This is a genomic window from Coleofasciculus sp. FACHB-1120, from assembly GCF_014698845.1.
Classification (GTDB): Bacteria; Cyanobacteriota; Cyanobacteriia; order Cyanobacteriales; family FACHB-T130; genus FACHB-T130.
The window spans coordinates 12,708-25,248 of the sequence record NZ_JACJTV010000006.1 but is presented as its reverse complement, the minus strand read 5'-3'; the positions used below and the strand labels follow the sequence as shown (position 1 = coordinate 25,248).

Genomic DNA, 12,541 nt, shown 5'->3' with positions numbered 1-12,541 from the left:
AATGATATTTCTAAAGTAGATTCGGGAACTATAAGGTAAGATTCAATACCTTTGTCTACGTACTTGAAACTTTCTGCTGAGCGACCCCCTTGAATATCAAAACAGCTCGTCCTGCTAAGTCTACGCAACAGTTTCCCTTGCGTCTGATTCTTATCGTTCCCTTTGTATTACAAATATTTGCCGCGGTAGGGTTAGTTGGCTATCTCTCATTTATCAACGGGCAGAAAGCAGTCAATGACCTAGCCAGTCAACTGATTGACAAAGCCAGTCAGCAGGTTGACGAACACTTGGATACTTATTTGGCACTGCCACAGCAGTTGAACCAAATCAATGCAGATGCGATCGCTTCTGGACGATTGAATCTGAATGACCCCAGAACAAGCGAGCAGTATTTCTGGAGTCAAGCTAGAGCATTTGAAACACTTAGCTATATTGGCTATGCTCTACCGAATGGTGCCGAATCAGGCGCTGGGCGTTGGGTTAATGGCGTGAATCTCCTGGTTTATGAAAATCTCCCTGGAAACGGTGCAGCATCGGATTACACCGCCGATCAACGGGGAAACCGGAAAAGCCTTGTGCAGAGTTATCAGGCTGATCCTTTATTGCCACCCGGAGTGAAAGACATTATCAAAAAAGGTAAGCCAGCCTGGGCTGCTATCTATACCTACGCATTTGAAAACACGGTAGAGATTACTGAAGCAGGCAAGGCAATAAAAAGCCAAAGCGGCACTTCGGATATTGGTCTTAATTACTATGTTGCAGTTCCTGCTAGATATCCCATTTATGACCAGAAGGGCAAGTTACGCAGCCTTTTGATGGTAGATTTGCTGCTAACAAATGTGAGTGAATTTCTACGCAACCTGAAAGTTAGCCCTTCCGGACAAGTGTTTATCATGGAACGCGATGGCTTGCTGATTGGCAGTTCCAGCACTCAACCAGTTGTACACAAAGTCAATGGTGAAACAAAACGCCTGAGTACGCTAGAAACCCCAGATCCGTTGATTCGCGCTGTAGCAGAAAAATTAAAAAAACAATTTAATAATTTCACAACCCTTCAAAATACTCAAGAACTTGAGGTGACGTTCAACGGACAGCGTCAGTTTATTCAAGTTACGCCCTGGCGCGATCGCTTTGGGTTAGACTGGCTGGTGGTTGTCACCGTGCCGGAATCTGATTTCAATTCCCAAATTAATGCCAACACTCGCACAACTATCCTCCTGTGTCTGGGAGCATTGGCAGTAGCAACGATTTTAGGAATCTATACATCACGCTGGATTACTCGTCCGATCTTAAAGTTGAGCCAAGCATCCGAAGCGATCGCGACTGGACAGTTAGACCAAACGGTGGAAACGACCAACATCAAAGAGTTAGATGCGGTGGCACAATCCTTTAACCACATGGCGTCTCAGTTACAAGATTCCTTTAACGAACTCGCGCAGACGAACGCCGAATTGGAAAATCGAGTTGAAGCCAGAACCGCAGAACTCTCACAAACCCTGGTTGATTTGCGGCGCACTCAAGCACAAGTGATCCAAACAGAAAAGATGTCCAGTCTGGGACAATTAGTTGCGGGAGTAGCCCATGAAATTAATAATCCGGTTAACTTTATTCATGGCAATGTCACCTTTGTCGATGAATATGCTCAGAATCTTCTAGAGTTAGTGCAGCTTTACCAGCAAGAATATCCCCTTCCCACGCCTGGAATTCAAGCCAGAATTGATGAGATAGATTTAGAGTTTCTCAACCAAGATATGTTGAAGTTGCTCTCATCCATGAAATTGGGGACTGAACGCATACGAGAAATTGTTAAATCGCTAAGGACGTTCTCTCGATTGGATGAAGCGGACATGAAAGAAGTGGATATCCATGAAGGAATTGAAAGTACGCTGCTGATCTTGCAACATCGCCTAAAAGCAAAACCAGATCGCCCAGCGATCGCAGTGATTCGAGACTATGGAAAACTGCCCCTTGTGGAGTGTTATCCGGGACAACTCAACCAAGTCTTAATGAATATCGTAGTAAACGCGATTGATGCACTCGAAGAAACCAAAGCCAATTGCACCTATCAGGAGAAAAAAGACCATCCCGATCAAATCACTATCTCCACTTCAGTGATTGATTCGCAATGGGTGCAAATCGCGATCGCGGATAATGGAGTTGGTATTCCCAAAGACATTCAGCAACGGATATTCAATCCCTTCTTCACAACTAAACCGATTGGGAAGGGGACAGGGATGGGGATGTCCATCAGCTATCAAATTATTACGGAAAAACATGGTGGTAAATTAGAATGCTTCTCCACTCTTGGTGAGGGAAGCGAGTTTGCGATTCAGATTCCCATCCGTCAACAAGTTAGGGTTGCTGTCTAACCGCAAAGGTCTTGCACAAAGCTCTCAGAATGAAATCCTGGGACTATTGCATTCCAAGTTCGCCTGCGCTCAGAATCTTCTAGAGGAAGTAACTCTAGTCGGGTAATGCGAGTCCGGTTCGAGGATCGCGGATATAAAGTCCTAGAACTAACGATTCCATAACCGTATCCCACACGGGGATTAAGCGCTCTGCATCGTCCACCCAGTAGTCAAAAGTAATTAGACACTGAACACCAGAACCTAGCCCAATACAGATTCGGGAATAAGCTTCGCGGTGTTCTTCTGGGTCAATAAATTTGAATTGAGTCCAAACAATGCGGGCGGTTTGACGCTTGAGTTGAATAATTTCCCCTTGCTCGATCGGCTGACGTTCATCATCTTTAACTACCTTCTTTAATAACGGAACCAAGGGAAAATCTTTCCAGTTTCCAGGCGGCAGTAAATTAAAGGAAGCTTCTAAGCGAGCATCATCGTTGGGTGGCTTTTTGTCTAAAAACCGGAATGACTTCTCATCCGGTTCAAAATGCCAATCTTCAGGGACATCGAAGCGCAAGGCTCCTCGTCCTGCTACGAAGATCCGAGTTCCTGACTTTGATTTCCAGTTGTGGTCTTCTTTTAGCTCTAGGGTTTCTTTGAGCCATTTGAGATTGTGCTTTTTGCTTTTAGACATAGCCGCGACCGTGTTAACCTCCCTCTTATTTTGCCGTAGGTTGCTTTTAATAGTAGGTGTCTGTTAGTGCGATCGCCCATATTGATGCATTCATCACGCATCAGCCTACCCTAAGCCATCCAAAGACCCGAAACGATGAGGAATTTTGGGATTAGTGGCGATTCGCAATGATGAATAAAGATAGCGATCACTATCTTGGTGTGTGGCGTAATGAAGACTGATACTGCTAGCGAACGGGGAGTCAAAAACGCTGGGAATTCTCCACAAACTGTTTCCCGCATTCCTTACAGAGATAGCACTGCTTCCCCCTTCGATACCCGTTTTTAGATAACTGCTCCGATTGACAATGCGGACACTTCATTACTTTCATTACATTTTCCGACCGACCGTCCCCTACATACGGCTCTAAATATGACACCAATAAGTCCTCAATCTGCTGCACCAACTGTTGACGATGCTGTTGATCTGGGTTGCGAAGTGCCGACAGAATGACAGCATTACTGCTGTGGACGCAAACCTCTGCCAATAGACTACATTGCGCCTTACTTAATGCCGAATTTCTTTGCTTTAAGAGACCAGCCATAAAGTCAATTGCTTCCTGGGTCATGCTTTCATCGATCGACTGGAAAATCTCGCGGGATATAAAAAACTGCACAAACACCACCCGTGACACAGGCTGTTCAAACATCTCTGCGATCGCGCTGACCAATCCATGAATCATCTGTCGGAGTGGTAATCGAACCATCTCTGGTGTATCTGCGCTTGACCACAAGGCCTTAACCCGCTCGGTATGGCGCAATTCCATCGCCTTAAAAATGGCAGCTTTATCGGGAAAAAACTGATACAAAGACCCAATCGCTGTCCCCGCTTTGGCTGCAATCAGATGGGTGGTTGCCGCTTCATAGCCCACCTCGTCAAACACTGCCGCTGCTGCATCCAAGATTTTTTCGACCCGTTCTTTACCTCGCTGCTGTTTGGGTTGACGGCGCAGACTTCTTGACGAATGTGAATATTCTGTCATATCCTAAAAACACGACGAATTATTCACAATTTTATCTCTACTGGAGAACATTATGCAGTCTATGCTTTTCGGTGCGCCTTGGTTGTTGGCGCACAAGTCGATGTTGGTAGCGAATCAACCTCGGAAAATTTGTCTGTATGGTAATGATTATGTGATGTGGAAAGACGCTGCTGGAGCAATCCATGCCCTGCCTAATGCCTGTCCTCACATGGGAGCAATGTTGTCAGAAGGATGGTGCGAAGCACACATTGATGGTACGAGTACGGTCGTCTGTCCGTTTCATGCCTTGTCATTTGATTCAGAAGGATGCACCGTTTTGCCGGGATCGGAAAAGAAAACTTTGCCTCAACTGAAACCTTTAGAGTTAACAATTCAAGGAGATTTCATCTGGTCTTACGGCGGATACGAGCCGAAAGTGCCGATTCCCGCAGTCCTGAATGACATTGCAGATACCTACTACTTTGTCGGGAATACCGCAGATACAAGTGTAGAGACCGATTTGCTGACTATGTTGCTGAATATGCACGACTATAATCACCAAAACGGCACTCACCGGGAATTATTCCGAGTTACCAATGTGGAATTTCATCAATTTATTGACAATGGGCATCATTCCCATGCGTTTTATGATATGCCCACCGCCCCTTACAGCTTGGCAGAAAAGCTGAGAAAACCCGATTTATTCCTAGTCCCGACAACCATCAAAGCCCACCTGGAAAACTACTTCCCATCTCTGGTGATTTTTCATGGTGAAATGCCATTAGGTAAAGCAGTCCAGTGTCACATCTTTGTCCCAGAAGCCGAGAACCGCACAAGGACTTACATTTTGCTATTTGGTCAAGCCAAGCACCCTGCCTTTAAGCTATTTGGCAGGACATATCTCAAGTTTGGCAAGATAGTAGTCGATCAAGATGCTGATATTTTGGGTGAAATTTATCCGAATACGCCTCAGAAAATTAAACTCAATAATGAGGTGGGTATGGACTGGGTGCGGCGCAATTTTCAAAGTTTCCCAAATGTTGTAGAACCTAATCTTTCAAAGTAGACGGCGCATACTTCTTCAATATTATGGTAACTGTTCGTTTGAGCATCACCCCATTGCGATCGCAAGCGGAAGTGAAGACGCGATTGCCTCTTGTCAGCTACACGATCGCAACTATGAATAAAGATAGCAACCGCTCTTTTGGGTTGTGGAGTCAAGGTGGCAGATATTTTTTCACTTTAAATTGACAAATCACGTTCCGTCAGGTGCAGGCGGATTGTTAGACTGGTCGCAATTGAGAGCTAGCATACCATTCTTGGCAAATACACTGAAACCATCTAAAAATTCGATGGCTGCTTCATTCTCCGCATGAGGTCGATTTTGCTCATCAAGCAGCACTTTATGTGGACGTTGACAGGTGAAACAGAAATCTTGAAATAAAAATGTCCAACCACACTCAGAAACGTAGGTTCTGAGTGTGTGCCATAAGTCTTCTTCTATAAAGCATCCTAACTCAGAGGTGCAGAAGTCCAGCAATCCACAAATACTACATTCTGTGTCTGGTGAAACCAAACCCGGTGTCAAATATAGCCAAAATTGCTCTATTTGCCTTTGATGATTGGGTTTACCGGATTTCCAGATTAAAGATAATTTTTCACTATCGCGTAGGCTTCCAGGTATCAAACTATTGAGCGGGGACCAGAAGCTAAATTGTTTATGCAAACTGTTCCATAGCCCAATATCAAACTGCTTTCCAACAATTTCAATCAGCGGATAAACAATATGTCTACGAAAAGAATCACGAAAAAATCCATGTTTGATTAATTGATTTTTAAATTTTCTAATGATGTTGTTCAGCTTACGTCGATTGGACAAGTTTGCGGCCGGATAAATATGGCTTATAAAGCTGAGGTTAGTTATACTATGCGGACTGTCGAAATAGTAGATGTCAGGTATTTCTGCGTTTGAGATTTTCTGGTAAACTGCCTCAATTGCGGAAAAGGCTCTTGTTTTATCAACTGGCTGGGTTGAGATTGCCATTGAATACCACTTCATTCGATAGTCAGCAATCAGAGATTTTTGCTGTGCTGTCAATTCAAAAATCATTGATATCCCTTAGCGGACTTAAATGGTCTGAAAGCTTACTTTTACATACAAAATTATCACTCTAACTATTAACTATAGCCCCATTGCAGTATAAGATTTCTTATAGGTGTAAACTACCGCTCTAAATAGCGGAAATCTAAAGGCGATCGCAACCATGAATAAAGATAGCGATCGCTCTAGCTTCATCAAGAATGCGATCGCTTCCTACTATACTTCCAACACCATATTTTGCTAGGGATTTGCTGCTGCAAAGGTATTGCATTGTGCAGGTTCGCCTGTCTGAATCCCCCGCTTGAACCAGCGGACTCGCTGCGCTGAACTACCGTGAGTAAAAGAATCCGGGACAACACGCCCTCTGGACTGACTCTGCAAGCGATCGTCGCCAATACTGCTAGCAGCATTCAGCGCTTCCTCAACGTCGCCTTCCTCCAGAATTTGCCGGGAACGATTGGCATGATGCGCCCAGATGCCAGCAAAACAGTCTGCTTGTAACTCCAACCTAACTGAAAGTTGATTTGCCTCTGTCCGATCGGCTTGACGCTGTAATGTACGAACTTTACTAGAAATTCCCATTAAGTTCTGCACATGATGCCCAACCTCGTGAGCAATTACATACGCTTGGGCAAAGTCTCCGGGCGCGTTGAGCTTATACTTCAAATCTTGATAAAAACTTAAGTCAATATAGACTTTTTGATCGGCGGGGCAATAAAACGGCCCGACTGCCGCACTGGCAGAACCACAAGCCGACTGTACCGAATTTGAGAAGAGAACTAACTTAGGCTCGACATAGGTTTCTCCGTTTTGGCGAAACAGGGTACCCCATGTATCTTCTGTATCCGCCAAGACAACCGAAACGAAATCAGCCATGCGATCGTTCGTAGCAGATGATTGTGTTTGAGGAGACTGGGAAGAGGTGCGATCGCTCGGTACTTGTTCTTGTCCTTGCTGCAACACCGCACCCGGATCGCCCCCCAAGAGAGCAACAATCACCGCTAGAACAATTGTTCCAATCCCGCCCCCTACCACAGGACCGGAAACCCCACCCCCGCGCCTGTCCTCAACGTTGCTGCTTTTCCGACCGAATTCCCAGCGCATAGCTTCAAGTCTCCAAACTACTCAACCCAGCAGAAGTAAGTAAAATGCTATTTCAGCTAACCCAGACTTTCCACAACCCACTACAAATATTAGCGATCGCCTTCATCTAGATCCTCTGCCAGAGGGACGGCTCTAATTTATAGCTAGTCTTACTTAGGGAAGGCTGAATCATGGTCAAACTAGTAGGGGCATAGCACTGACGGGGTGACAACCCCGTCAGGTAATCAGCTTTATTGATACGTTGAGAACAAAAAGCGATCACTTGCTTCATTCACGCAAGCGATCGCTCGTATCGGTGGGTTTTGACTGCATGGAGGCGAAGCGTGCGATCGCTTCGCGCTGCCCCTTGGGGGCAATCGCCCTTGGCGCAAACGAAGCGAGCGCTTGCTTAAAAGATTGCCAGGTTATCTAATTGCAAAGCGGGAAGCCGGGAAGTTGAAGAGACTTTGAAAATTAGATTGCCGTTCCGCGATAGGTTCTGGTGCCTTGTCCCAAAGGCTTTCATAATAGAAGAAAGTTACACCTAAACCGCGATCGCGAGCTGCCCGTACTTTAGATTGAATCAGTCGCATCGAAACCGGCTTCTTTCTCAAGCCTGTGAGAACCCCAACTCCGGTTGGAATTTTTTGTTGCACTTCTTGAATTTCCGGGCGGGTAAGCTGGTCGAGAAAACTTTGCAGATCGGGACGATAAACTTGCACAATTAACTCATCCACGATATCTTTTCGCACCCAAGTCAGCCAATCTTGCAGATAAGTATTGTAAGCGGTGACGTAGGGATTAGGGGCAACAGAGAAAATTGCGTTGGGTTTTCTCTCTTTTACAGCTTTGTTGAGTTGTGTCATGAATGCCGTGATTTTATCTGCACGCCAGCGCACCCATGCAGGATCTTTGGGATTGGAAGGCGCATCTTTCTTGGTTTCCTGTTTGTACAAGGCAAGCGTGTAGCGATCGTAGCCAAATTCATTGGGCAAACTGGTGTGATCGTCAAACTGAATGCCATCGGCATCATATTTAGTGACGACTTCCAGCACAAGATCGGTGATGAACTGCTGCACCTCTGGATGGAAGGGATTAAGCCACACAACCTCACCCGCAGCGCCAATCCAAGTTTGGCTACCATCGCGCCGTTGCGTAATCCAATTAGGATGTTTTGACGTCAGTTCCGATATCGGGGGAGCCATGAAACCGAACTCAAACCAGGGAATCACTAGCAAGCCTTGGCGATGGGCTTGGGAAATCAAGTCAGCGATGATATCTTGTCCCTGTAAGCCTTTGCTGACAGAAGATTGAATGCCTTTTCGTTCTGCTATGGCACTCTCGAAAAGCGTATAGCCAGAATTCCACACTACAGGATAGATGGTGTTGAAGTTTAGCTGCGCCAGTTGACTTACAGCATTTTGCAGTTTGGGGCGATCTCTGAGGATTTTAGTGTCATTGTTGGTCATCCAAACCCCGCGAATTTCCTGAAAACGTTTCTGAGGGGTGGCTTCTGGTATTGGGCTTTGCTCGATTGCTTCTGGTTCTGGCATTGGGCTTTGCGCGATCGCAGAGATGGGGTTGCCAGCCAGCAATACTGCGGTCAATGATGCCAGAAACATTAACAAGAGATACTTGAGCGATCGCCACCAACCTCTAGGAATGAAATGTAATTTCATAAGTTTGAATGATAAGTTAGCTATCCGATCGCTTAGCCTGGTGATGAAATGAACGATTAATAGTTTACAGGTATTTATATCTACTGAAAAATTGATTGTTAACAGGAATCATTTAATCAGTAATCTTGAATTCTTGTATTAGAAAAGCTGAAGCGTCAGGGTATCCTAAGTAGAATTACGGGCTACGCTCTATCAAACATTATTAGCGATCGCCTTCATCTAAATCCTTTCCCAGAGGCAGATGGAGCTATCGTTTTTGTCCCAACTTGCTCTGTCCTCCCTTGCTTTCAACATGGTGAGGCTTCGTTCGATAACCCCATACCCAATATCAAAGGTAGTAAAGTTGAGTATTCAATCAATATAAGCGGCATAATAGACATCGAAGGCGTTCCACGTTTTTATGACTGGATTTGTATACATAATTGAGTCACCATCTGCTCGCGATCTCCTCGATGGACGTACAGAAGGACGTGCCCTTAGTGAAGTTCTAAGCCTTGCTGAAATACCTCATTGGTATAGTCTAGTTACAACTCAGGAAACATTTGATACAGCGCTAAACAAACGCCTCGTAGAAGCATGGGAGCATTTTAGACAACCTCCGATACTTCACCTCAGTATGCATGGCAACAATGTAGGAGTTGCGCTGACTAACGATACCTTTCTTTTGTGGGCTGAGCTTCGGGAACTGCTAATCCCTCTGACGAATTTTATGGAAGGCGGGCTTTTAATCTGTATGTCCTCTTGTTTTGGCAGTTTTGGTCGTCTAATGGCAATGCATGAGGATGCAGATTATCCATTTCGGGCTTTAGTTGGTAACAATAGTTCAGTCTCTTGGAGTGATGCAGCAGTTGCCTATGTGACTTTCTATCATTTGTTGTTTAAAGGTATGTCAATTGAGCAATGTGTTGAGCGAATGATACTGGCTTCTGGGAATGACAAATTTGATGTGTGGTCAGGACACGACTTAAAGGCAAGCTGGATTCAATACATGGCAAAAGCTCGTAAAGAGCAAGCAGCAGAATCTCTCCGAAGAGCTATACAAGCCTAGCGTTCTAAATAGAGGTAGAAATAGCAAAGGGCGATCGTTATTGTAAAAGGTACGCTCGCTTTTTTTGGGGTATGCTGTAAGAACAATCAATACTGCTACCGAATGACAGCCATCTTTAATTGGCAAGCGCTCGCAAACATTCTTTAACAGTGCGATCGGGTGTAAGTTAATTTTGACTGCACGTAGACATCAGCGCCCTTGCTTATTCCTAAAAGCCATCTGCAATTATTGATACGAGTGCTAGTCCGAACAAACAAAGCGATCGTGCTTGTCTGTGATTTTCTGTAAGTTTCTGTAGGAGCGATCGCTAACTTCCCAACACCTATCTGTAATTGCAAAATTGCTCAAAGATGCTCGAAACGAAGTGCCATTGGGTGCAAGTGAAAATCATTTTTAACCCAACAGCATCCATAAAGGCGATCGCTAATTTCCCTTGAATTCGCCCGTGAAGACATCAGTTGTAATACCTTCACGAGCGCTACGATCTCGTTAATTGATAACTGTATCTTCTGCGTGCAAGCAGTGGTTTTTCCGCTTGGCCTTCCGTAGAAATACCGCGCAGAATGTACCAAATGCAAACAAACTTATCGTAGCTGTCGGTTCTGGTACTGATGCAATCGATGTAATGCCAATTGGACGCTGAAGATTGCTGTTAGTTGAGACAAAAACTGCACCTTGATTACCTACTGAAGGTTGAGCATTCCCGGTTACAGTGTCATAACGTAGAATCGCTCCATAATCATTTTTGGTGAAGTCGAAACCAACCGTAAAGAGAGTATTTCCAATGAAAGTCAGATTGCCAATAAAGTTATTGCTAAAACCTCCAGGGGGTGAAGTATAGTCAGTTGGAATAGTTGCTTTTAAGGCACCTGAATTAATATCATAAGCCCGAAGTCCATTTGCAAAGTCAGTCGTGAACAAATCTCCCTTAGGGCTGAGTGCTAAACCCAAAAAACTGACGAAATTAAAACTGTTGGGAAGTGGAGTAGCTGAATCTACTAGAACAGTAGACTGTTTGGTTTTAATGTCATAACTCAATATTTGGCTGGGAAGTCCCTGACTAAAGTCAGGAACAAACTCTCCAGGTGAAATGATGCCATCTGTGTTAGCATCACCAGGAATGGCAACGCTACCCTGAGTAGAAACGAGCAACTTACCATCAGGTGTAAACAACAAATCATTTGGGCCGTTTAAACCACCAGCTAAGCCATTTCCTGAAGCGAATACATCTACAAATGCGCCTGTCGTAGCGTTATAGCGCAGGATTGTGTCTGTAAGAAAGCTACTCACATAAAGATAGCCATCAGGCCCAAATACCATACCATAGGGACGAGTTAGATTTCCCCCTGAAGCAAATACATCGATGAATGCACCTGTCTTGCCGTTGTAGCGTAATATCTGTCCTGTAGAACTACTACCACTGCTGATATAGAGATTTCCATCAGGACCAAACACTAAATCATCTGGGTTAGATAAGCCGCCACTACCAGCGGCAATAAAATCACCCAAAAACTTCCCTGTCTTATCGTCATAACGTACTACATTGTTGCTTTTAGTATTACCAATTAATAAGGCAGCATCTGCTCCAGAAGCTCCAAGGTCTAAAATGGCAGCGGTACTTAAAGTGATTAAAGCCGACAGGTTCAGTAGCTTGATGAATGGTTTAAATGTAAAAATTTTAATTTTCATAAGGCTCCTCCCATAGATTTAGACTTGTATCTGTTAGACAAAAAATATCCCATATTTGTCAGTGAAAGCGTAGCTTTACGCAATATTCACCGTATTTTCGCGTAATCTTCACAGAAAAAAGTTATTAATTAAACTTGGTATACTGGCGTGAAGTTGAGGAACACCCTTCAGTCCAGCAAACGCATTTAGGAGTGAGTAGGGATAAAGTAAAACTGAAATCAACGAGCTATCAGAAAGCTAGGAAGTGCTTAATGTTACCGCAAAACGTACTGGCAAGCGGACTGATGGTGAAGAGAAATTTGATTCGGTGACACTTGCGAGCGCATCCGGTACATGAATAAGTTTTCACAGGTCGTGTAGTCTGTAAAGTTGCTTCTCGATAACTCTCCTTGCGATCGCGCATTTCAAATACTATTTACAACCTAAGGCTCATGGATTTTGGCATAATTACTCTAATCTGGGGGTTATGTTAAGTTTATTCGCTAAATCTTACAGTTTCTTACACTGGCACCCTTATAAGCCTAAAGATTGATGCTACTACGAGGGTGGGGTCAAACAATGTTCTTATGGTGAGAAATAGATTTATCTTTTTCTGATAACCCAGTTTATCCCAGTTCTCACATTAAACACGGACTAGCCACCAAAGCAGAATTACAAAGATAAATCCGGTCATTATCTCCGTAGTTCATAAAAGTAGAAATTGCTGTAGTACATAAGCGATCGCGCACCGTACTGAAGGTGATTGCCAAGCGATAACAAGCTACCACGATAGGTTGCTGGCTATCGCTTGGCAGGCTTTGCGTTTTAAAGTTCGCATATCGCATAGATGATCGCATAGATGAGTAGATGAGCAAATCGAAATCAATTTAGCTTTGCATTTGCGTTTGACTTAGGAATTAACA

Annotated in this window: 11 protein-coding genes and 2 pseudogenes; 4 read left to right on the top strand and 9 right to left on the bottom strand. The window is 44.3% G+C overall.

The features are described from left to right. Positions 1–89 precede the first annotated feature (89 nt). Positions 90–2,369, top strand: coding sequence for an ATP-binding protein (locus H6H02_RS08150; protein WP_199329066.1), 2,280 nt, complete (start codon positions 90–92; stop codon positions 2,367–2,369). Positions 2,370–2,463: 94 nt separating this feature from the next. On the opposite strand, the gene H6H02_RS08145 is transcribed toward H6H02_RS08150, so the two are convergent. From H6H02_RS08145 to H6H02_RS08140, 3 genes and pseudogenes are all read right to left on the bottom strand, one after another. After that, a complete protein-coding gene (locus H6H02_RS08145) occupies positions 2,464–3,039 on the bottom strand; it encodes a hypothetical protein (RefSeq protein ID WP_190816448.1) in 576 nt (191 codons plus the stop codon). Between the two features lie 256 nt (positions 3,040–3,295). Further along, a pseudogene (locus H6H02_RS27020) lies at positions 3,296–3,400 on the bottom strand (TetR/AcrR family transcriptional regulator); the annotation flags it as partial. Positions 3,401–3,457: 57 nt separating this feature from the next. Further along, positions 3,458–4,060, bottom strand: a pseudogene (locus tag H6H02_RS08140) (TetR/AcrR family transcriptional regulator); the annotation flags it as partial. Positions 4,061–4,112: 52 nt separating this feature from the next. On the opposite strand from H6H02_RS08140, the gene H6H02_RS08135 reads away from it, so the two are divergent. Next, on the top strand, positions 4,113–5,105 hold the full coding sequence (locus H6H02_RS08135; RefSeq protein ID WP_190816445.1) for a Rieske 2Fe-2S domain-containing protein: 993 nt from the start codon (positions 4,113–4,115) through the stop codon (positions 5,103–5,105). A 23-nt stretch (positions 5,106–5,128) separates the two neighbouring features. Then, a complete protein-coding gene (locus tag H6H02_RS08130; RefSeq protein ID WP_190816443.1) occupies positions 5,129–5,290 on the top strand; it encodes a hypothetical protein in 162 nt (53 codons plus the stop codon). A gap of 4 nt (positions 5,291–5,294) precedes the next feature. Here H6H02_RS08130 and H6H02_RS08125 read toward each other — a convergent pair whose 3' ends face one another. The 4 genes from H6H02_RS08125 to H6H02_RS08110 form a co-directional block, all read right to left on the bottom strand. After that, entirely contained in the window at positions 5,295–6,149 is an 855-nt protein-coding gene (locus tag H6H02_RS08125; protein WP_190816441.1) for a DUF6745 domain-containing protein, read from the bottom strand. A 136-nt stretch (positions 6,150–6,285) separates the two neighbouring features. After that, positions 6,286–6,411 carry a hypothetical protein gene (locus H6H02_RS27565; RefSeq protein ID WP_277922531.1) on the bottom strand — a complete coding sequence of 42 codons (126 nt, stop codon included), beginning with the start codon at positions 6,409–6,411 and terminating at the stop codon, positions 6,286–6,288. Then, positions 6,381–7,244 carry a neutral zinc metallopeptidase gene (locus tag H6H02_RS08120; protein WP_190816439.1) on the bottom strand — a complete coding sequence of 288 codons (864 nt, stop codon included), beginning with the start codon at positions 7,242–7,244 and terminating at the stop codon, positions 6,381–6,383. The genes H6H02_RS27565 and H6H02_RS08120 overlap by 31 nt, the downstream gene beginning before the upstream one ends. A gap of 404 nt (positions 7,245–7,648) precedes the next feature. Then, positions 7,649–8,902, bottom strand: a complete 1,254-nt coding sequence (locus H6H02_RS08110; RefSeq protein ID WP_190816436.1) for a glycoside hydrolase family 10 protein — start codon at positions 8,900–8,902, stop codon at positions 7,649–7,651. A gap of 400 nt (positions 8,903–9,302) precedes the next feature. On the opposite strand from H6H02_RS08110, the gene H6H02_RS08105 reads away from it, so the two are divergent. Continuing rightward, positions 9,303–9,950, top strand: coding sequence for a hypothetical protein (locus tag H6H02_RS08105; protein WP_190816434.1), 648 nt, complete (start codon positions 9,303–9,305; stop codon positions 9,948–9,950). Between the two features lie 489 nt (positions 9,951–10,439). Here the strand turns inward: H6H02_RS08105 and H6H02_RS08095 are convergent, their stop codons facing one another. Together H6H02_RS08095 and H6H02_RS08090 are read right to left on the bottom strand one after the other, a co-directional pair. After that, positions 10,440–11,639 carry a PEP-CTERM sorting domain-containing protein gene (locus tag H6H02_RS08095; protein ID WP_190816430.1) on the bottom strand — a complete coding sequence of 400 codons (1,200 nt, stop codon included), beginning with the start codon at positions 11,637–11,639 and terminating at the stop codon, positions 10,440–10,442. A 617-nt stretch (positions 11,640–12,256) separates the two neighbouring features. After that, a complete protein-coding gene (locus H6H02_RS08090; RefSeq protein WP_190816428.1) occupies positions 12,257–12,475 on the bottom strand; it encodes a hypothetical protein in 219 nt (72 codons plus the stop codon). Between the last annotated feature and the right edge of the window lie 66 nt (positions 12,476–12,541).